Origin of the sequence: Pseudomonas sp. GM60, from assembly GCF_000282415.1 — a bacterium.
GTDB classification, from domain to species: Bacteria; Pseudomonadota; Gammaproteobacteria; order Pseudomonadales; family Pseudomonadaceae; genus Aquipseudomonas; species Aquipseudomonas migulae.
In genome coordinates this window covers 1-20,579 of sequence record NZ_AKJI01000103.1, presented here as the reverse complement: position 1 = coordinate 20,579, position 20,579 = coordinate 1, and the positions used below count along the sequence as shown (strand labels likewise).

Sequence of the window (20,579 nt, the reverse complement as noted above, 5' to 3'; positions counted from 1 at the left end):
TCACCTTTGAAAAAGCGGAGCTTCACGGACACTAGCAGCTATGGCGAATCAGGCAAATATGCCAACAACCGTCATTGACCGTGTGAATCTCGGTGCCGTGGTGCGGCCTGATCAGACGGCAAGCGCAGGATGCGCTATACAATGGGCCGAGCCCATGCAAAGGAATCGCCATGATCCACGACACCTTCTGGCTGACCGCGAGTGACCGCAGCCGCCTCTTCGTCAACCAGTGGCTGCCCGCAGCGCCGTTGAAAGCGGTGATCCTGCTGGCCCACGGCATGGCCGAACACAGCGGTCGCTATGCGCGCCTGGCAGAAAAGTGCTGCGCACAGGACTACGGTGTGTACGCGCCGGACCTGCGTGGACATGGCAAAACTGCCGAAAACGGGACACTCGGTCATTTCGCCGACGACGATGGCTGGTGCAAGGTGGTCGGCGACCTCGCCAGCCTCAATCAGCACATTGGCCAGCATCATCCCGGCGTGCCGATCGTGCTGCTCGGCCATAGCATGGGCAGCTACATCGCCCAGGCTTATCTGCTGCATCACAGCGCCAGCCTGCACGGCGCGGTGCTCAGCGGTTCGAACTTCCAGCCCGTGGCGCTTTATCGCGCGGCACGGCAGATTGCCCGCCTGGAACGACTGCGCCAAGGGCCGAAGGGCCGCAGCGCGCTGATCGAATGGCTGTCGTTCGGCTCGTTCAACAAGGCCTTCAAACCGGCCCGCACCCGGTTCGACTGGCTCAGCCGCGACCCGGCGGAGGTCGATCTGTACGCCAACGACCCGCTCTGCGGCTTTCGCTGCACCAACCAACTGTGGATCGATTTGCTCGGCGGCTTGCAGCAAATCAGCAAAGCGTCCAATCTCGCTCAGATCGATCCGGGCCTGCCGTTGCTGGTGATTGGCGGTGAATGTGATCCGGTGAGCGAAGGCAAGCGTCTGAAAGATCTGGCCGATGCGCTACGCGCCGCGGGCAGCCAGAGCCTGCAACTGACGATTTACCCGCAGGCACGGCACGAACTGTTCAACGAGAGCAACCGCGATGAGGTGACGGCCGATGTGCTGGGCTGGATCGCACAAGCCCTGAGCCACCGCCGCCCGCCCCGATCCGAATAGTTTTTTTGTGGTTTTTTTATTTGTCACAGGAATTGAAACAGATGACCCAGGTTACCAACACCCCGTACGAAGCCCTCGAAGTCGGCCAGACCGCCAGCTACAGCAAGACGGTCGAAGAGCGTGACATTCAGCTGTTCGCCGCCATGTCGGGTGACCACAACCCGGTGCATCTGGACGCCGAATTCGCCGCCGGCACCATGTTCAAGGAACGCATCGCGCACGGCATGTTCAGTGGCGCGTTGATCAGCGCTGCAGTTGCCTGCGAGTTGCCTGGGCCGGGGACTATTTATATCGGTCAGCAGATGAGCTTTCAGAAGCCGGTGAAGCTTGGCGATACGCTGACGGTGCGTCTGGAGATTCTGGAGAAGTTGCCGAAATTCCGTGTGCGCATTGCCACCCGCGTGTTCAACCAGCGCGATGAGTTGGTGGTGGATGGCGAAGCGGAGATTCTGGCACCACGTAAACAGCAGACCGTGACGTTGACTAGTCTGCCGGCGATCAGCATCGGCTGAGTACGGCGCTCAACTGTAGGAGCCGGCTTGCTGGCGATGCGTACGCCTCGGTATCTCAGGGAAACCGCGTTGATCCCATCGCCAGCAAGCCGGCTCCTACAGTGGCTGCGATCTTTTGATCTTATGGCCCCTCCTGCACCTGCACACTCGCTGTCATCCCCGAACTCAAATTGATCCCCTCGGGCACCTTGTCCAGTTTGATTCGCACCGGAATCCGCTGCGCCAGTCTCACCCAGTTGAATGTCGGTTCCACCTCCGCCAATAACTGCCCATCCGGCGTGGTGTTGCGATCGGTAATCCCGCGACTGATGCTTTCCACCTGCCCTTCCAGCGCCTCTCCCGCGCTCATCAACCAGACCTTCACCGGATCGCCGACGCGAATCCGCGGCAGTTTGGTTTCTTCGAAATACGCCTGCACATAAAACGTTGAATCATCGATCAACGCCATCACCGGTTGCCCGGCATTCACGTAATTGCCCTGGGCCAGACGCAGGTTGGTGATGTGGCCGCTGCGGGGCGCGTGGACCTGACTGCGGGCGAGGTTGAGTTCGGCGACCTTGGCTTCGGCCTGAGCTTCACGCAGTTCGCCACGAGCGATGCCGGCGTTGATTTGCGCATTCTCGCGCAGCTCGGCACTGATCGCTTGCGGGCCGAGGCTGGCGCGACGACTGGCTTCACGCTCGCGCAGGTTGAGTTGCTGTTGACGGGTTTGCACCACCGCTTGCGCCTTCTCCAGCGCCGCTTCAAACCGATCGCGGTCAATGCTCAGCAACAGATCGCCGGCCTTCACCGGCTGGTTGTCGAAGGCCTTGAGTTCACGCACCCAGCCCGACACATCCGGGGCGATGACCACCACGTCGGCACGAATCCGCGCGTCCCGGGTCCACGGCGTGAGCATGTAGTACTGCCACAAATGGAAACCGGCAAAAATCGCCAGCGCCACCAGGCACAGGGTTACCGCGACACGCACGGGTGTACGCATGTTCAACTCCTTATAAAGGTCCAAGGACGACGGTGATCAGGGTCAATACACAGACGTACAAGGCGCAATCGAATAACGCTTCGTGCCAGATCCAGCGACCGGCCGGGGTCAGGCGCAACAGCAGGCGCAAGACCCCGGTGACCAGCAGCGCCAGCACCACATAAATCAAAAACGGACTGAGCAGCACGCCGCCCACCGACCATTCACGCAAGCCCATGGCTTTGCTCCTGTTGATGGCACCAGGCGCGCCAGCTGTTCTGCAATTGCAGCACCGCGCCCTGGGCCAGTTTCACCGGGTCGCTGGGTGGCAACGCGTACAAGGTTTTCAGGAATTCTTCGCTGGGTTGTTCCAGCGCATCCGCGCAGTGGCCGGCCGGGCCTTGTTCGAGGATGTTTTCCAGTTGTTCGAGATAACGCCGCTGCGCTGCATTGACCGGTGCCTGCGCCGCCGCCAGGCTCAAGCGCAAATGCAACAGCTCGTCGCCGATGTCGAGACCGAGCAAGCCGTCGTCCCAGCGGCTGCGCGCCGGTTCCGGCAGCTCCGGGTAGTGCCGCGCCAGTTGCAGCAAGCGGTCGGCCATGCGTCCGCCGAACCAGCTTTCGGCACCGCGCAGATTGCGTCGGGTCAGGCGCACCAGGTCGTCGAGGGTCGCCGCCAGCAAACGCCGACCGTGCCACGTCGGGTTGCGCAGGATCAGCAAGTGGAAGGCCAGCACCGCCGCACCGACGCCCACCACCATGGCTTGAGCGCTGTTGAAGAACGTCGCGACATCAAACTTCATCGCGTTGAGCGGTGACACCAGCACAATGAAATGCAGACAGAACGACGTGGCCGTGGCGCCGATCTGCGGCCTGGCCATGCCCAGCGCACCGAAAAACAAAGGCACGCCCATGCCCATGCAGAGCAGCGCAAAACCACTCCATTGCGGCAGCAGAATCTGCCCGACGAAAAACGCCGCCGGGATCGCCAGAAATATCCCGCGCATGAAACTCATGCCGATTTGCGCGCCGTTTTCGCGACTGGCGAACAGGCTGCACACCACACACGTCAGCACCAATGCGCCCGAAGCGGCAGGCCATGCAGTGGCCAGCCAGAAACACGACACCACCAAAAACGCCAAGGCACTGCGCGCGCCGAACACCAGCGCCAACGACAGGTCGCGGTGCGGTGTCAGGGTGCGCGGCGGGTCGACGGTTTCCTTGCCCTCCTCCACCGCCGTCAATGCCGCGCTCGCCGCCATCGCGGTATCCATCAGCAGGGTGAAACGGACCAGACAGTAACTCTGCGCAGAGCTGATCTGCGGGTCATGACTGGCGTCGAGCAAGCGCGGGCGCAAGGTTTGCAGCATTGCAGTGTCCGGGCTGGCGAGCGCTTGCTGAACCTCGGTCATCCATGGCATCAATTGCTCGGCTTCCTGCGGTTCAAGTTGCTTCCATTGCCGGCGCACCGAGCGTGCGATGCGCAGCAACATCAACAGTTTCTGGCTCAATCCGCTGATGGCCCGCGCACGTTGCCGGCCCAGCCCGCCTTCGAACCAGGCATGTTCGCGCTGGGCATCCACCGCGACGATGCGACCAAGGATTTCCAGCAGCCCCTTGCGCGCCTGACCGTCGCCGGCCAGGGTTGCGCGTGCGGCGTTCATCCCACTCTGCCACGCCGTTCGCGCCTGATCCGCCAGTTGCCGTTCGACCCGCATCGGCCATAGCAGCGCGCTGGCGGCGGTGGCGCAGAGAATGCCCAGACAGATTTCCGTGCAGCGCGCCACGGCTTGGTCAAACACCGTCAGCGGGTGGCTGATGGCGGGTAATGCGATGATCGCCACCGTGTAACCGGCCAACACAAACGAATAGGACCAGGCACTGCGCAGCAGCGTCGAACTCGCCGTACACAACCCGAGCCACAACGCCAATGCCAGCAAAAACAGCCACGGCGTCTGGGCGAACAGGCCCATGAACACCACCGACATGAACGTCCCGATCAGCGTCCCCAGCAGCCGCGCCAAACCTTTTTGCACCACCATCCCGGACAACGGCTGAGCGACGATGAACGCCGTCATCAGCGCCCAGGCCGGTTGCTCAAGGCCCCAGCGCAATGCCAGCCACAATGCCAGACCGCCACCGAGTAACGTCTTGATCGCGAACTGCAAGGCGCGGCGGTCAGGCGCGAATAAAGCCTGCAAAGTGATAGGCACGTAAAGCACTCTTGAAAGGACGATTTAACGATAGTCGGGTTCATCGAAGTGACCGGGAAATCAAATTATTAGCTGGCTATCTATCAAGCGTCCAGCGCTAAAACCCAGGCACAAAAAAACGCCAGGCTGGCTGGCGTTTTTGACAGGCTTTACGCGCTTACGAGCGTGCGCGAGCCTGGTTTCGCAGGGCTTTCACCTGATCGTGATTGCGTTGCACGCCGTGATACTGACGTTCAACCAGGTCACGAATGCCCACCAGGTTGTGTTTGTTGATTTTCTCGATGGCTTCTTTGTAAGCCTTCAGCGCATGGTCTTCGCCGCGTTCGGCCTCGTTCAGCACGGCTTCTTCATCCTTGCCGGTGAACACCGCTTTCACGTCGACCCAGCGGCGGTGCAGGTCACCACTGACGCTGGTGGAAGTTTCCGGATCGCCGCCCATCGAACGCACCGCAGCCTGCAGTTCGGAAGCCGCAGTGGCGCAGTCAGCGGAGCGAGTGATGAACAGTGTTTTCAGTTCTGGATGCTTGATGTCTTCAGCGCAAGTCTTGAACCCTTCCTGACCGTCTTTGCTGGTTTCAATCAGGTCGTTGAGTACAGAGATCGCTTCTTTATTAATGTCGGTCATTTTTCAATTCCTTGCGGGTTGATGAAAGATGCAACAGGTATTGCACCCTGCATGCCAGCCTTGAACTGATAATTTATTTGTTAATTTTCAACAACTTAGTTTTAAAGAGAAAATCTGTATCCGTTTTTTTTGCATGATCTGTCAATTGGCCTGCATGCAGAATGCCTGTATTTTCCAAGGCTGTTGAATCAAGACGATCGATTGATGAACCCTGAAAAACTCGAACTGCTGATTACCCGCGAAATGCCCTTCGGCAAATACAAGGGCCGCATCATTGCCGACCTGCCCGGTCCCTACCTGAACTGGTTTGCCCGGGAAGGTTTCCCCCATGGCGAACTGGGTGGGCTGCTGGCCCTGATGCAGGAAATCGATCACAACGGCTTGTCGGAACTGCTTGAACCGCTGCGCGCCAAACACGGCAAACCCGCCCCTCGCCACTGAGCCGTCCCCATGCCCGATAACACCCGCCGTGCCCGTGATGAAATGTTCTGGCAAACCTTTGCCGACCGCTATGCCGTCGAACCCGGCCCGATCAACCTCGAGAACGGTTACTTCGGCCGCATGTCGCGCACGGTGATCGAGGAATACCAGCGCAACATCGAACTCATCAACCGCGGCAACTCGGTGCATGTGCGCCAGCGTTTCGAACAGGGCGAAAGCCTGGCGATCGTGAAACGTCTCGCCGACCTGATGGGCGTAACAACCGAATCCGTCGCCTTCACCCGCAACGCCTCGGACGGTTTGCAATCGCTGATCCGCAATTACAATCGCCTGCAACCCGGTGACCAGGTGCTGATCTGCGATCTGGAATACGACACGGTCAAAGGCGCCATGCGTTGGCTGGCCCGGCATCGCGGCGTGGAAGTGATCGAGATCGAACACGCCCACCCCGCCAGTTTCGACAGCCTGCTGACGACTTACCGCGACGCCTTCGTGCGTTACCCAAAGCTCAAATTGATGGCCCTGACTCACGTCACTCACCGCACTGGCCTGGTGATGCCGGTGCAGGCGATTGCGGCCGCCGCCAGGGAGCACGGGATCGACGTGATCCTCGACGGGGCCCATGCGCTCGGCCAGATCGAGTTCAGCCTCGATGACCTCGGCATCGCGTTCGCCGGTTTCAACCTGCACAAGTGGATCGGTGCGCCGCTGACCCTGGGCTTCATCTACATCGCCCCGGAGCGCCTCGCCGACATCGACCCGGACATGGGCGAGATGCATTTCCCGATCACCGACATTCGCGCCCGTACGCCGTACAGCACACCCAACATCCCGGCGTTGCTGACCCTGCCGCTGGTGTTCGAAGAACATCGGGCGATGGGCGGTTCCGCCGCCAAGGGCGCCCGGCTCAATTACCTGCGCAACCGCTGGGTCAGCGCCGTCCGTGACTTGCCGGGCATCGACGTCATGACCCCGGACGATCCACGACTGTATTGCGGCATCACGTCGATGCGCTTTAGCCGGCATGCCGACCAACAAGCGATGGCCGGGCGGCTGCTCAAGGACTTCAACCTGTTTACCGTGGTGCGCAGCGGCGCAGCGAGTGGTCCGTGCATCCGCATCACGCCGGGACTGACCACCACTGCAGCAGACATGGATGCGCTGAGCGCGGCACTGAACGAGCTGCGCTGACGTCACACGGTGTACTTGTCGAAGTCCTCCGGCTTGAGCTGTGATGAAATCGCGAACGTGTCGATGCCAATAGTCATCTGCCCGAAAAAACCGTCTTCTTTCGAATCTCGACCGAGGGTGTGAACGTTCAGGGTCGAGGCTGCGCCGCCCATGCTGGTGTAGAAATAGTCCTCGTCGTTGGTCAGCGCGGTGACGGTTCGGCCGCTGTATTCCCTGGCATTGAGCACCGAACGTGAGGCCACTTCGGGGAAGTACAGTTGGCCGACCCAGGCAACGTGGCGCTCTTCGAGGTAGTTGTTGCCGGCGGTCACTCGAATCGCGACGTGAATGTGCAGCGCGCGACCGGCATAGAACCCCGGATAGATCGTGGTGAAACGCACGATGCCCTTCTGGTCGGTGAATTGCCCGCCGCGCAGATACGTGTCGTCGTCGGTACGCGGGACCGCGCCGATATCGCCGACATCGACTTCCTTGTCCGGGTTGACCTTGCTCCACCCCGAATAGGCGCCTCGGGCATTGCAATGCCAGATATCGACGATGGCCCCGTTGACGGGCTCACGGGTCATTGCATCGATGATCGTCAACCGTAGGACCAGCGGAATACCGTCCAGACCTTCGCTGATGTTTCGCCTGATCAGTTTCGGGTTGCGAAAATACGGACCGACGATCTGTTCGGGGGACAGCAGGTAAGCCGGTTGTGTGGATGTCACTGAGGTGTTGTCGTCCATGACGTTCTCTCTTCCATAAGATGAACGCAGGTTAACGCGGGACCGGCGGCGAGATGCGGTAACTATGTATCGCATGATGTCCTTGTAGGAGCGAGCTTGCTCGCGATGGACGTCAACGATAACGAGTGCTAACGGATTAACCGCGTTGTTATGGCGTTTTTCGCGAGCAAGCCCGCTCCTACAGGGTTATTCGCGGGCAAAAAAAAACGGTGCACCGACCAAGCGCACCGTAAAGCCGTAGAACACACAACGAAGTGTTGGGTAAAAGCAGGTCAGTCCAGCAGCGCCAAGGCCTCGGCGGTGCATTCCTGAATGCGGGCCCAGTCGCCGTTCTTGATCCACTCCGGATCAAGCATCCAGCTACCGCCCACGCACATCACGTTTTTCAACGCCATGTAGCTCTTGATGTTGGCCGGGCCGACGCCGCCAGTCGGACAGAATTTCACTTCGCCGAACGGGCCGCCCAAGGCTTTGATTGCCGCAACGCCGCCGCTGACTTCCGCCGGGAACAGCTTGAAGCGGCGATAGCCCAGACCGTAGCCTTCCATGATGCCCGAGGCGTTGCTGATGCCTGGCAGCAGTGGAATCGGGCTGGCGACACTGGCTTCGAGCAGGTCACGGGTGATGCCCGGCGTCACGATGAATTGCGAACCGGCGGCTTCGGCAGCGGCCAGCATCTGGCGATCGAGCACGGTGCCGGCACCGGTCACCAGTTCCGGACGCTGCTCGCGCAGGATCTGGATGGCCTTGAGGCCGAACTGCGAACGCAGGGTCACTTCCAGGGCTGTAAGACCACCGGCAGCCAGGGCGTCGGCCAATGGCAGCACGTCCTGTTCGCGAGCGATGGTGATCACCGGCAGAATCCGCGCCTTGGCGCAGAGGCTGTCGATCAGGGCAACTTTGTCCGCCATGGAAACGGTCGGGGATGGGGTTGTCATAGCGGCTGTTCCTTGGCTCATGGGCACCAGTAAATCTCTAACGTGGGTTGCAGAAACGCGCGGATCGGCATTTCGGCGACATCGTCACCGGCCAGCGCGAAACTCAGGGTGGTCAGCTTGGACTGACCGGAAATCGACAGAATCTTGTGTTTGGCCGAGGCCAGCAGCGCACGACTCATGGTCAGGCGCTGATGCGGCACGGTTGGCGCCAGCATCGGGTAGCAACGACGCTTGCCGTCGGTTTTCAAGGCATCGGCCAGGTTCGGGCTGTTCGGGAACAGCGACGCGGTGTGGCCGTCGTCGCCCATGCCCAGCACCAACACGTCAATCGTCGGCAGCTCGGCGAACAGGCGATCAGCCTGTTCGGCCGCTTGCTCCAGGTTCGCGGTGGCGCTGTACAGGCTCAGGAACTGAGCCTTGGCCGCCGGGCCTTGCAACAGGTAACGCTTGAGCAGACCGGCATTGCTGTCGGCATGTTCAACCGGCACCCAGCGCTCGTCCGCCAGGCTGACCACCACGTTCGACCAGTCCAGCGTCTGCTTGGCCAGGTGCTGGAAAAACGCCACCGGACTGCGCCCGCCGGACACCACCAGCGTGGCCGTGCCTCGAGCATCGATCGCCTCGCTCAGCTGCCTGGCCACTTGCAGTGCCAGGCCTTCGGCCAGCAGCACCGGGCTTTTGAACGCATGGGCGCTGACGCCCTGCGGCAATTGCAAATTAGATATCGCCATACCACGACCTCCCGTCCCGCGTGATCAGAGCAATGGAGCTCATTGGTCCCCAGGACCCGGCCGCGTACGGCTTGGGCGCATCACCGGATTTTTTCCACCCGGCGATCAACTGGTCACACCACTTCCACGCGGCTTCGATTTCATCTTTACGGACAAACAGGTTCTGATTGCCACGCATCACTTCCAGCAACAACCGCTCGTAGGCGTCGGGGATCCGTGCGCTGCGCCAGGTGTCGGAAAAATTCAGCTGCAACGGACCGCTGCGCAGCTGCATGCCCTTGTCCAGGCCTTGTTCTTTGGTCATCACACGCAAGGAAATGCCTTCGTCCGGTTGCAGGCGGATAATCAGCTTGTTGCTGATCTGCAGGCGCTGCTCCGGGGCGAAGATGTAGTGCGACGGTTCCTTGAAGTGGATGACGATCTGCGACAGCTTTTGCGGCATGCGCTTGCCGGTACGCAGGTAGAACGGCACGCCGGCCCAACGCCAGTTGCGGATGTCGGCACGCAGGGCGACGAAGGTTTCGGTGTCGCTCTGGGTGTTGGAATTCGGTTCTTCCAGGTAGCCGGGAACTGATTTGCCTTCGCTGTAACCGGCGATGTACTGGCCGCGCACCACTTGCGTGGTCAGGCCTTCCGGGCTGATCGGCGCCAGCGCCTTGAGCACTTTGACTTTCTCGTCACGGATGCTGTCGGCGGACAGGTCGGCCGGCGGGTCCATGGCGATCAGGCAGAGCAGTTGCAGCAGGTGATTCTGAATCATGTCCCGCAGCTGACCGGCCTTGTCGAAGTAGCCCCAGCGGCCTTCGATCCCGACCTTCTCGGCCACGGTGATTTCCACGTGGGAAATGTAATTCTGGTTCCACTGGGTTTCGAACAGGCTGTTGGCGAAACGCAGGGCGATGAGGTTTTGAACGGTCTCTTTGCCCAGGTAGTGGTCGATGCGGTAGGTGCGGTTCTCCGGGAAGAACTGCGCCACGGCGTCGTTGACCTTGCGCGAGGATTCGAGGTCCGAACCGATCGGCTTTTCCAGCACTACGCGGGTGTTCTCGGCCAGACCGACCTTCGCCAGGTTCTCGCAGATCGCGCCATAAACGGCGGCCGGCGTGGCGAAATAGGCAATCACCCGCTGGGCACTGCCGGCCAGTTCGGCCAGGGCGAGGTAATCGTCAGCCTTGAGGAAATCGACGTGCAGGTAGCTCAAACGAGACAGGAAGCGCTCGACCACCGCCTCGTCCAGCTCTTTGGCTCCGACGTAGCGGCGCAGCTCGGACGCGATGAACGCCAGATGCTCCTGTTCGCTACCGGGCTCACGGGCCAGCGCGATGATGCGCGTGTCCTCGTGCAGCAGGCCTGCGCCATCGAGTTGATAGAGGGCAGGAAACAGCTTGCGCAGGGCCAGATCGCCAAGCGCGCCGAACAAGGCAAAGGTGCACGGTTCAACCGTAATCGAAGGCATGATGTTTGTTCTTTTATCAAGTTAAGCTACAAATACCTTTTTTCAAGGCATCGCTCAAGAGAAAATGTAGTAATAACCACAACATTTTCGCAAAATACAGATTCCGAGTGGTGGTCGGTTGGTGCCATCAGTAGGATAGGCCACCGCTTGGGGCCCTATCAAAGGCCCAATTTGCATAGCAACACCCTTATTTGCATCGCAGTGCACTCGTGTAGGTGCACCAAGGAAATCATATGGACCGCGTGCGAAATTTACTGGAACAGATCCAGAATCGCCTTGAAGACCTGAACAAGGCGGAACGCAAAGTCGCCGAAGTGATCCTGCTCAACCCACAGCAGGCCACCCGGTTCAGCATCGCCGCCCTCGCCCAGGCCTCCAAGGTCAGCGAGCCGACGGTCAACCGTTTCTGCCGTTCGTTCGGCGTCAGCGGTTACCCCGAACTCAAGCTTCAGCTCGCCCAGAGCCTGGCCAGTGGCGCGGCGTATGTCAGCCGTGCGGTCGAGGCCGACGACAATCCGGAAGCCTATACCAAGAAGATTTTCGGCAGCGCCATCGCGTCGCTGGACAGTGCCTTGCAGGCGCTGGACCCGAACCTGATCAGCCGCGCCGTCGACTTGCTGATCCAGGCCAGGCAGATCCACTTCTTCGGCCTCGGTGCCTCAGCCCCGGTGGCGCTGGATGCGCAACACAAATTCTTCCGCTTCAACCTGGCCGTCACCGCCCATGCGGACGTGCTGATGCAGCGCATGATTGCCTCGGTGGCCCACACCGGCGAGTTGTTCGTGATCATTTCCTACACCGGCCGCACCCGCGAGCTGGTGGAAGTGGCGCGTATCGCCCGGGAAAACGGCGCATCGGTGCTCGGCTTGACCGCTGAAGGTTCGCCGCTGGCCAAGGCCAGTACCTTGAGCCTGAACATTCCGCTGCCGGAAGACACCGACATCTACATGCCGATGACTTCGCGGATCATTCAGCTCACCGTGCTGGACGTGCTGGCGACCGGCATGACCTTGCGCCGTGGCGTGGATTTCCAGCCGCATTTGCGCAAGATCAAAGAGAGTTTGAATGCGAGCCGGTATCCGATTGGGGATGAGTTTAATTAATCGGGTCTGAAATTTTTATTGCCTGATAGGCCGCTTTCGCGAGCAGGCTCGCTCCCACAGGGGAATGCATTCCAACTGTGGGAGCGAGCCTGCTCGCGAAGGGGCCAGTCGCAGCACTACAGATCTTGAGCTAAACCCCCACCCGCGCCTGCAAACTCAAATGCGCTTTCTGCCCCGGCGCCAGACTCAGGCTATCAGTCCCGCCGCTCGCCGCTTCCACACAGACAAACTCGGAAATCTCGTTCCAGCTCACGCCCAATAGCGGACGCGTCCCCGGGTGCCAGACCACCGTGTCCGCATCATCCCCGGTATCGATGCACAATTCCCGCTGCCAGGCGTGGTCCTTGAGCTGCAATTCGCCGTCATGCTGGAACACCCGCTGACAGCCACCCTCTACCCGCAACTCGCCTTCCTGCTGACAAACCTGGCGGTTCAACTGGTCGTAACCTTGCGCCCCGTCGAGCCCAGACAGCGCTATCTCACCAACATCACCAATACGCCAATAGGCGTGCAATGCCTGGCTCAATTGGCACGGCAGGCTGTCCTGATGCTCGGTGCTCAGGCGCAACTCCATGCGCTCACCAAGGTGCGCATGCAGGTCCACTTGCCAGTCGCACAACTGCAATTGCCAGTGCAGGCGCACGCCGTCATCGTCGTGACTGCTGTCGAGCAGCTTCCAGTCCAGCAAGCGTGCCCAGCCATGGGACGGCCAGGCGTTTTCGCTCGGATGGCGGCCATACCACGGCCAGCACACCGGCACGCCGCCGCGAATCGCGCCGACATGCGGCCACTTCGCCGCACACCAGAGCCAGGGCTTCTGGCCCTTGGGCTGAAAGTGCAGCAACTGCGCGCCCTGACGACTGAACACCGCCTGACACAGCGGGTGATCGATCACCAAAACGTCGCGCATCTGATAGCGCTCCCACGCAAACACCGGACGTTCGCGCAAGGATTTGAAGAAGCGTTGTAGCGGATGCTCATGCATGTGCCACGGTCCTGAAAATCAGCTGTCACCGGGGTGCGCCGCCCCCCCAAAAAAAAGCGGACAGCCTGGGCTGTCCGCAAAAATGCGCACATAGAGAGGAGCTTATCGCAACAGCGTTAGAACACCGACTGAATTTTCAGGCCGGCGACCAGCGCGTTATCGACTTCATCCACACCGCCCGGGTGAGTGATGTATTGCAGGTTAGGACGCACGGTCAGCCAGTTGGTAACGTGGAAGCCGTAGTTGATCTCGTAGTTGTACTCGGTGGTACGCAGTGGCGAGAACCGTGGATCGTTGTAGTCCGTGACATTGTTGGCGGCGTTGACCAGCTCGGCGTTTTTCTTCACGTCATCGTTGACATGGATACGCGCGAAACCGATACCGACGTCATCTTTCGGACGGGCATCGAACGGGCCTTTGTACACAAACATCAACGACTGATAGTTGTCGACGAAGTTGGTGTCCTTGTCGTGGAACGTGGCGTTGGCCGAAACGGTCAGACCGCGGCTCTTGTCACCGTTGTGGTCGGTCAGCTGTTGCTGCGCCACGAACCAGTAGCCGGACTTGCTGCTGTGGCTGCGGTAAGCGTTGCCGCTGGTGGCAGCATCAGCACCGTTGTCGTCTTCACGAACGTCATCGGCATCGGCCGTGCTTTTGTAGTAACCGACACGGTATTCGCCCGGCAGGTTGTTAGGGTTAGGCAACCAGACCAGCTCCACCGGCAACACGGTGCCCTCTGTACCACTGCCGCTGAGCTTGAAGCCGTTACCGTGCTCCAGTTGAGTCGGGTTCTGGTTGTACGCGCCGATCTGCGCATAGAACTCAGGCGAGATGTTGTACTTCACGCGGATCGCGGCCTGGCTGATCGGCCAGTTGTACCAGATGTTGGTCGCCCAGTTACCCACTTGGGAACCGCAGAACGCCAGGTTCTGGAACTCGCAAGGGAAGGTGTTGAAGTCTTCGCCTTCACCGAAGTAACCGGCCTTGACGTCCAGTTTGCCGTCGAGGAACTGGTGTTTGATCCACAACTGGGTCAGACGGACCATATGGCCGCGACCGTAGACTTCCTGGGAAGAACTCAAGGTGCCGGCACGCGGGTCGCCGACACGGTCATTGGAGATGTTCTCGCCATTACGGTTGGTCAGCTGGATCTTCGCCTGGGTGTTATCCCAGCCCCACAGTTTTTGCAGGTCCAGTGCCACGCCCAAACCAAACTGGTCGGCATAACGCGCTGTCTTGTCGTCGTTGAAGCCGCCGTGAAGGTTGCTGCCCACTTCACCGACGTAGTCCATCTTGATGTCGATGCCTTGCTCGATCAGCTTGGTCCGCTCACCACCCCAATCACCGGTCATCCATTCGGAATCAGCGCTGAACGCGTCAGCCGCGTGCACACTACCGGCCAACATCATTGCCGCAATTGCCGACAACTGGCAGATAAGCTGAGCGTTGTTGTTCTTCTTCATCCCTACATCCTCGTTTTATTGTTATTAACTGTTTTTATCTAACGCGGTTACATCGGTTGCGGCGGATGACAGGCCATCCACCACGGATTCCCCCTGTAGGAGCCAGCTTGCTGGCGATAGCGGTTTAACGGTCGACATTGATGTTGAATGTCAGTCCGCTATCGCCGGCAAGCCGGCTCCTACATTTGATCTTCAGCGGTTTTTGAACTGGGTTACGTTGGCGCTGTGAACTTCGGTTTTTGGCAGACCAGCCACCCCCAGGCGCTCCCCGGTCTTGGCATCGAACAGCAGCACTTTCGATGGATCGAATTGCAGGGTCAGGGTCTCGCCCACGGCCGGCGCAACGTCCGGTGCCAGGCGGCAGCAGACTTTGGTGTCGTTGAGATTGACGAACACCAGCGTGTCCGGACCGGTCGGTTCGGTGACCTGCACTTCGGCGCGAATGGTCGGCAAACCATTCGGCTCGCTGCCCGCCAGCACAATCTGCTCAGGGCGCATGCCAAGGATCACTTCGCGATCTTCCAGACCGGCGTCCTGCATGCCCAACGGCAATTCGCAGCGCGCCTGACCGCTGTCGAGCAGCGCCATCAGACGACCGTCCTTGCGCTGCAAACGCAGGGGGATGAAGTTCATCGGCGGCGAACCGATGAAGCTCGCCACGAACAGGTTGGCCGGGTTGTTGTAGATGTCTTTCGGCGTGCCGAACTGCTGAATGATCCCGTCCTTCATCACCGCCACTTTGTCGCCCAGCGTCATCGCTTCGATCTGGTCGTGGGTCACGTAGACCGTGGTGGTTTTCAGGCGCTGGTGCATCAGTTTCATTTCGGTGCGCATCTCGACGCGCAGCTTGGCGTCGAGGTTGGACAACGGTTCGTCGAACAGATAAATCTTCGGCCGCCGCGCCAGGGCACGGCCCATCGCCACACGCTGTTGCTGACCGCCGGAGAGCTGGCCGGGCTTGCGGCTCAGCAGGTGTTCGATCTGCAGCAGTTTGGAGACGCGAGCGACTTCTTCGTCGATTTCGGCGGCGGGCATTTTGCGAATCTTCAGGCCGAAAGCGATGTTGTCGCGCACGCTCATGGTCGGGTACAGCGCGTAGGACTGGAACACCATGGCGATGTCGCGATCCTTGGGGCTCATGCCGCTGATGTCGGCGTCATCCACCAGGATCGCGCCGCCGCTGATGGTTTCCAGGCCGGCGATGCAGTTCATCAGCGTGGATTTACCGCAGCCCGACGGACCGACCAGGATCAGGAATTCCCCGTCATCGATCTTCAGTTCGATGTTTTTCAGGGTGTCCGGCAAACCGGCGCCGTAGGTCTTGTTGACGTTGCGTAATTCGAGAGTTGCCATGTTTCTACCCCTTGACCGCGCCGGACGTCAGCCCACGCAGGAAATACTTGCCAGCGAATATGTAGACCAGCAGTGTCGGCAGCCCGGCGATCATCGCGGCGGCCATATCAACGTTGTATTCCTTGGCCCCGGTGCTGGTGTTGACCAGGTTGTTCAGGGCCACGGTAATTGGCTGGGCATCGCCACTGGCGAAGACCACGCCGAACAGGAAGTCATTCCAGATCTGGGTGAACTGCCAGATCAGGCAGACCATCACGATCGGGATCGACATCGGCAGCAGGATCTTCCAGAAAATCGTGAAGAAGCCTGCGCCATCAAGCCGTGCAGCCTTGACCAGCGCATCCGGAATGCTCACGTAGTAGTTGCGGAAGAACAGCGTGGTGAACGCCAACCCGTAGACCACGTGCACCAGCACCAGACCGGTGGTGGTGTTGGCCAGGCCGAACTTGCCGAGGGTGAACGAGGCCGGCAGCAGCACGGTCTGGAACGGCAGGAAGCAGCCGAACAGCAACAGGCCGAAGAACAACTGCGAGCCACGGAAGCGCCACATCGACAGCACGTAGCCGTTCATGGCACCGATGAAGGTCGAGATAAAAACCGCCGGCACGGTGATTTTCACCGAGTTCCAGAAGTACCCGCCGACCACGTCCCAGGCCTTGATCCAGCCGATGCCGTCAATGACGGTCGGCCAGCTCAGCAGGTTGCCGGTACGGATGTCTTCCGGGGATTTGAAGCTGGTCAGCAGCATCACGATCAGCGGAATCAGGTACACCGCAGCGGCCAGCAGAAGCGTGGCGTAAATCGCGATGCGGCTGAAACTCAGCGTCGGTTTTCCGAGTTGATTAGTCATGGCGTTTGCCTCGCAGCTCGGAGTACAGGTACGGCACGAGGATGGTCAGCACGGCACCGAGCATCAGCATGGCGCTGGCCGAACCGATGCCCATCTGGCCACGGCTGAAGGTGAAGGAATACATGAACATCGCCGGCAGGTCGGACGAGTAGCCGGGACCGCCCGCCGTCATCGCCGCCACCAGGTCGAAGCTCTTGATCGCGATGTGCGCGAGGATCATGAAGGCGCTGAAAAACACCGGGCGCAGGCTCGGCAGGACGATCTTCAAATAGATGGTCGGCAGGCTCGCACCGTCGACTTGCGCGGCACGGATGATCGATTGATCGACACCGCGCAGACCGGCCAGGAACATCGCCATCACAAACCCGGAGGCTTGCCACACGGCAGCGATCACCAGGCAGTACACCACGCGATCCTGATCCACCAGCCAGTCGAGACGGAAGCCTTCCCAGCCCCAGTCACGCAGCATTTTGTCCAGGCCCAGGCCTGGGTTGAGCAGCCATTTCCAGGCAGTACCGGTGACGATCATCGACAGCGCCATCGGGTACAGGTAAACGGTACGAATGAAGCCTTCCTTGCGAATGCGCTGGTCCAGCAGCACCGCGAGGAACACGCCCAATACCAGGCTGATGCCGATGAACATGCCGCCGAAGAGCGCGAGGTTCTTGCTCGCGACCCACCAGCGATCGTTGTCCATCAAGCGCATGTATTGCTGCAGGCCGACCCATTTGTAGCTCGGCATGAAGCTGGAATTGGTGAAGGACAGTATGAATGTCCAAATGATGTAACCGTAGAAACCAACCAACACGATGAGCATGCTTGGCGCGAGTACCAACTTGGGTAACCAGCGTTGCAGCGCATCGAACGGTGAGGCTTTGCTGAAAACCGCCACAGAGCTCATCGGGATAATCCAGGTTTAGAGAAATGAAGAGCAATCTGTAGGAGCTGGCTTGCCAGCGATTCAGACACCGCGGTGTGTCAGGCACACCGCCTCGCCGGCAAGCCGGCTCCTACAGTAGAGCGCGTCGGGTCAGGCCGCAGGCGTACCTGCGGCGCAGGGATTACTGGGCGGCTTTGACAGCCGATGCCAGTTGGGCGCTGGCCTTGGCTGGGTCAGCGTCCTTGTCGTTCATGAAGTTGGTGACCACGTCGAAGATCGCGCCTTGCACGGCCAGGGAAGTGGCCATGTTGTGCGCCATGCTTGGTTGCAGGCCGCCGGTCTTCTCGTCCGCCAGGAAGTCCTTGGCGGCGGTTTGAGCGCAGGCGTCGAAACCGAGCTTGTCCATCTCGTTCAGCATGTCGGTACGGACCGGGATCGAACCCTTGTTGATGCTGAAGACTTTCTGGAAATCGGTACCCAGAGCGACCTTGGCCAGGTCTTGCTGGGCGGCGATGTCACCCTTGCGATCAGCTTTCAACTTGAATACAGCCATCGAGTCGATGTTGTAGGTGAAGGCTTTTTCGGTGCCCGGGAACGGCACGCACTGGTAGTCCTTGCCGGCGACTTTCTTCGCCGCAGTCCATTCGCTTTTCGCCCAGTCGCCCATCATCTGCATACCGGCCTTGCCGTTGATGACCTCGGCGGCAGCGATGTTCCAGTCACGACCGGCGCGGTTCGGGTCCATGTAGCCGGTGAGTTTTTTCAGCTCGGTGAACGACTTGGTCATTTCCGGCCCGGACAGGGTTTTCTGATCCAGGTCTACCAACGCTTTTTTGTAACCGTCGGCGCCCATGACCGAGAGCACCACGTCTTCAAACACGGTGCTGTCTTGCCAAGGCTGACCACCGTGGGCGAGCGCGATGAAACCGGCGGCTTTGAGCTTGTCGCCGGCGGCGTAGAATTCTTCGAGGGTGGTCGGGGCTTTGTCGATCCCGGCTTTCTTGAACACTTCAGGATTGATCCACAGCCAGTTCACACGGTGAATGTTCACCGGAACGGCCACGTAGTCGCCTTCGTATTTGACGGTGTCGGAGACTTTCTTGATCAGCAGGTTATCCCAGCCTTCGGACTTGGAAACGTCTTTCAGGGTGTCGGTGCTGAGCAGGCCAGTGCTGCCCCACTCCTGGATGTCCGGGCCTTTGATCTGGGCAACGCCCGGCGGGTTACCGGCGACTGCGCGGCTTTTCAGTACGGTCATGGCCGTGGAACCGCCACCACCGGCGACTGCGCCGTCCTTCCAGGTGAAGCCGTCTTTTTCGACTTGAGCCTTGAGGACATCGACCGCTGCTTTTTCACCACCCGACGTCCACCAGTGAACAACTTCCACCGAACCTTTGGAATCGGCGGCAAGGCCACTGAGGGGAAATGCACTGAGGGGAAGCAGCGACGCGAGAGAAATGACAGTAGCGAGGCGAGAAATCGCATTCATCTGGAAGTACCTTTCTTGTTGTTATGCATGCAAGTCTGGTGCTTGCGCTGCATAGGATTTTAAACAGGAGTCATCCCCTCGCAGGTAACGAAGGGACGCGTGAATGTCACCGCATGGTTACATAGAACCGCTCTGGGACAGACTCGCCAAGGCACTGGCCATGCTCGGTGCCAGCGGCAGGCGCGGAATCAACACGGCTTGCCAGGCGTGATAGAGATCGGGTTTGCCGGCCCAGATATCGGCGCTCGGACGGTTCTGCGGATCGAGCTCGTGATACCAACTGCCCTCGCAGCGGTCGATGAAATGACTGTCACAAAATTCCCAGAACAGTCGGTACCAGGTTTCATATTGCTCATCGCCCGTGCGTTTAAGCAGCGCGCTGGCGGCGGCGCTGGCTTCGCAATGGGTCCAGTGCAAGCGATGGCGAACCACCGCGCGATTATCCCAATCGAGGGTGTAGACAATCCCGGGCAGCCCGTCGACATCCCAGCCGTGGCGGCAGTTGTGCTCGAAGAGTTTTTGCGCGTCGGTGGCGAGCCAACCGGGCGTCAGCATCCCGGCCTGTACTCGCGCAGCTTCGAGGTGCAGCAACAGCCGGGCCCATTCGAAGCCGTGGCCCGGCGTGGTGCCGTAAGGACGGAAACCGTCGGCCGGGTTGTCGTGGTTGTAGTCGCGCAACGGCTGCCAGTCGCGATCGAAATGTTCGACCACCAGGTAATCGTTGGCGGCGGCGTGACCATGAATCACGCGCTCGACGATCCGTTGCGCGCGGCACAACCAGCGATTGTCTTGCGTGACATCGGCCAGGGCGAGGAAGGCTTCGGTGGCGTGCATGTTGCTGTTGGCACCGCGATAACGTTCCTCTTCACGCCAGTCGCGATTGAAGGATTCGCGCATTGCGCCCTCCTCCTCACTCCAGAAATACGTGTCGATGATGTGGATCGCGTCATCGAGCAAGGCCTGTGCGCCGGGACGCCGCGCCACCACGGCGGAACTGGCGGCCAGGGCAACGAAGGCGTGCAGGTAAGCGGCCTTGCCGGTGTTGTCGTCAAGGGGATGCGCGGTGGCGAACCAGCCGCCATGCTCGGCATCACGCAACGGTCCGCGAAGGGCATTGATGCCGTGATCCACCAGCTCGGCGAAACCCGGCAGGCCCTGGATGTGCGCCATGGCGAAGCTGTGGGTCATGCGCGCGGTGTTCATGGTTTCGGCATGGGCGTTGGCCGGCAGACAGCCCTTTTCGTCGAGATTGCCGAAGCCCTCGGGGAGCGTCGAAACCTTGGCGAATGCCAACAGGCGCAAGCCTTCGGCGGCGAGCCATTGCTGATGGGCCGGTGCGTTCAGCCAACTGCTGAAGGCGGGTTGGAAGGTGTCCATGGGGTGCCTTTTTTGTTGTTATGACTGCGGGCAGTCTAAACAACGGGCGGTGGCGGGCTTGTAACGAAGGGGGCGAGTTATGTCACCGAATGGTGACATTTTGTAGGAGCCAGCTTGCTGGCGATGGCGTTTTCAATGACGCTATCGCCAGCAAGCTGGCTCCTACAG

Annotated in this window: 20 protein-coding genes; 5 read left to right on the top strand and 15 right to left on the bottom strand. The window is 60.1% G+C overall.

What is annotated here, in order from left to right:
* Nucleotides 1-170: 170 nt before the first annotated feature.
* Together PMI32_RS06165 and PMI32_RS06170 are read left to right on the top strand one after the other, a co-directional pair.
* Nucleotides 171-1,115, top strand: a complete 945-nt coding sequence (locus PMI32_RS06165; protein WP_008032991.1) for an alpha/beta hydrolase — start codon at nt 171-173, stop codon at nt 1,113-1,115.
* A gap of 41 nt (nt 1,116-1,156) precedes the next feature.
* On the top strand, nt 1,157-1,627 hold the full coding sequence (locus PMI32_RS06170; RefSeq protein ID WP_008032990.1) for a MaoC family dehydratase: 471 nt from the start codon (nt 1,157-1,159) through the stop codon (nt 1,625-1,627).
* Nucleotides 1,628-1,748: 121 nt separating this feature from the next.
* Here PMI32_RS06170 and PMI32_RS06175 read toward each other — a convergent pair whose 3' ends face one another.
* The 4 genes from PMI32_RS06175 to PMI32_RS06190 all read right to left on the bottom strand — a co-directional run bounded on the left by PMI32_RS06175 (nt 1,749) and on the right by PMI32_RS06190 (nt 5,426).
* Nucleotides 1,749-2,609 (bottom strand): efflux RND transporter periplasmic adaptor subunit, encoded by an 861-nt coding sequence (locus tag PMI32_RS06175; protein WP_008032989.1) that lies wholly within the window; start codon nt 2,607-2,609, stop codon nt 1,749-1,751.
* Nucleotides 2,610-2,619: 10 nt separating this feature from the next.
* A complete protein-coding gene (locus PMI32_RS06180) occupies nt 2,620-2,826 on the bottom strand; it encodes a DUF1656 domain-containing protein (RefSeq protein WP_008032988.1) in 207 nt (68 codons plus the stop codon).
* On the bottom strand, nt 2,813-4,801 hold the full coding sequence (locus PMI32_RS06185; protein ID WP_008032987.1) for an FUSC family protein: 1,989 nt from the start codon (nt 4,799-4,801) through the stop codon (nt 2,813-2,815). Before PMI32_RS06185 ends, PMI32_RS06180 begins: the two co-directional genes overlap by 14 nt.
* Before the next feature lie 157 nt (nt 4,802-4,958).
* Nucleotides 4,959-5,426, bottom strand: coding sequence for a PA2169 family four-helix-bundle protein (locus PMI32_RS06190; protein ID WP_008032986.1), 468 nt, complete (start codon nt 5,424-5,426; stop codon nt 4,959-4,961).
* Nucleotides 5,427-5,630: 204 nt separating this feature from the next.
* Between PMI32_RS06190 and PMI32_RS0129125 the strand changes: the two genes are divergently transcribed.
* Together PMI32_RS0129125 and PMI32_RS06195 are read left to right on the top strand one after the other, a co-directional pair.
* Nucleotides 5,631-5,867 (top strand): DUF3820 family protein, encoded by a 237-nt coding sequence (locus tag PMI32_RS0129125; protein WP_003213031.1) that lies wholly within the window; start codon nt 5,631-5,633, stop codon nt 5,865-5,867.
* Between the two features lie 9 nt (nt 5,868-5,876).
* Entirely contained in the window at nt 5,877-7,058 is a 1,182-nt protein-coding gene (locus tag PMI32_RS06195) for an aminotransferase class V-fold PLP-dependent enzyme (protein ID WP_008032981.1), read from the top strand.
* A 2-nt stretch (nt 7,059-7,060) separates the two neighbouring features.
* Here PMI32_RS06195 and PMI32_RS06200 read toward each other — a convergent pair whose 3' ends face one another.
* The 4 genes from PMI32_RS06200 to zwf all read right to left on the bottom strand — a co-directional run bounded on the left by PMI32_RS06200 (nt 7,061) and on the right by zwf (nt 10,911).
* Nucleotides 7,061-7,786 (bottom strand): intradiol ring-cleavage dioxygenase, encoded by a 726-nt coding sequence (locus tag PMI32_RS06200; RefSeq protein ID WP_008032979.1) that lies wholly within the window; start codon nt 7,784-7,786, stop codon nt 7,061-7,063.
* A 272-nt stretch (nt 7,787-8,058) separates the two neighbouring features.
* On the bottom strand, nt 8,059-8,724 hold the full coding sequence (locus tag PMI32_RS06205) for a bifunctional 4-hydroxy-2-oxoglutarate aldolase/2-dehydro-3-deoxy-phosphogluconate aldolase (RefSeq protein ID WP_008032978.1): 666 nt from the start codon (nt 8,722-8,724) through the stop codon (nt 8,059-8,061).
* A gap of 17 nt (nt 8,725-8,741) precedes the next feature.
* A complete protein-coding gene (pgl, locus tag PMI32_RS06210) occupies nt 8,742-9,455 on the bottom strand; it encodes a 6-phosphogluconolactonase (protein WP_008032977.1) in 714 nt (237 codons plus the stop codon).
* Complete coding sequence (gene zwf / locus PMI32_RS06215) at nt 9,442-10,911, bottom strand: glucose-6-phosphate dehydrogenase (RefSeq protein WP_008032976.1); 1,470 nt, start codon at nt 10,909-10,911, stop codon at nt 9,442-9,444. Before zwf ends, pgl begins: the two co-directional genes overlap by 14 nt.
* A gap of 242 nt (nt 10,912-11,153) precedes the next feature.
* Here zwf and PMI32_RS06220 point away from each other — a divergent pair, with 242 nt between their 5' ends.
* The gene (locus tag PMI32_RS06220) at nt 11,154-12,014 is read left to right on the top strand and encodes a MurR/RpiR family transcriptional regulator (RefSeq protein ID WP_177318169.1); all 861 of its coding nucleotides are present in this window, start codon (nt 11,154-11,156) and stop codon (nt 12,012-12,014) included.
* Between the two features lie 130 nt (nt 12,015-12,144).
* On the opposite strand, the gene PMI32_RS06225 is transcribed toward PMI32_RS06220, so the two are convergent.
* From PMI32_RS06225 to PMI32_RS06255, 7 genes are all read right to left on the bottom strand, one after another.
* Nucleotides 12,145-12,999, bottom strand: a complete 855-nt coding sequence (locus PMI32_RS06225) for a D-hexose-6-phosphate mutarotase (protein ID WP_008032974.1) — start codon at nt 12,997-12,999, stop codon at nt 12,145-12,147.
* A 116-nt stretch (nt 13,000-13,115) separates the two neighbouring features.
* Entirely contained in the window at nt 13,116-14,462 is a 1,347-nt protein-coding gene (locus tag PMI32_RS06230; RefSeq protein ID WP_008032973.1) for a carbohydrate porin, read from the bottom strand.
* A 192-nt stretch (nt 14,463-14,654) separates the two neighbouring features.
* Entirely contained in the window at nt 14,655-15,815 is a 1,161-nt protein-coding gene (locus tag PMI32_RS06235) for an ABC transporter ATP-binding protein (RefSeq protein WP_008032972.1), read from the bottom strand.
* A 4-nt stretch (nt 15,816-15,819) separates the two neighbouring features.
* Entirely contained in the window at nt 15,820-16,665 is an 846-nt protein-coding gene (locus PMI32_RS06240) for a carbohydrate ABC transporter permease (RefSeq protein ID WP_008032971.1), read from the bottom strand.
* Nucleotides 16,658-17,566 carry a carbohydrate ABC transporter permease gene (locus tag PMI32_RS06245; protein ID WP_008032969.1) on the bottom strand — a complete coding sequence of 303 codons (909 nt, stop codon included), beginning with the start codon at nt 17,564-17,566 and terminating at the stop codon, nt 16,658-16,660. Before PMI32_RS06245 ends, PMI32_RS06240 begins: the two co-directional genes overlap by 8 nt.
* 160 nt (nt 17,567-17,726) lie before the next feature.
* Nucleotides 17,727-19,034 (bottom strand): ABC transporter substrate-binding protein, encoded by a 1,308-nt coding sequence (locus PMI32_RS06250; protein WP_008032967.1) that lies wholly within the window; start codon nt 19,032-19,034, stop codon nt 17,727-17,729.
* 117 nt (nt 19,035-19,151) lie between these two features.
* A complete protein-coding gene (locus PMI32_RS06255) occupies nt 19,152-20,411 on the bottom strand; it encodes a D-mannose isomerase (protein WP_008032966.1) in 1,260 nt (419 codons plus the stop codon).
* Nucleotides 20,412-20,579 lie beyond the last annotated feature (168 nt).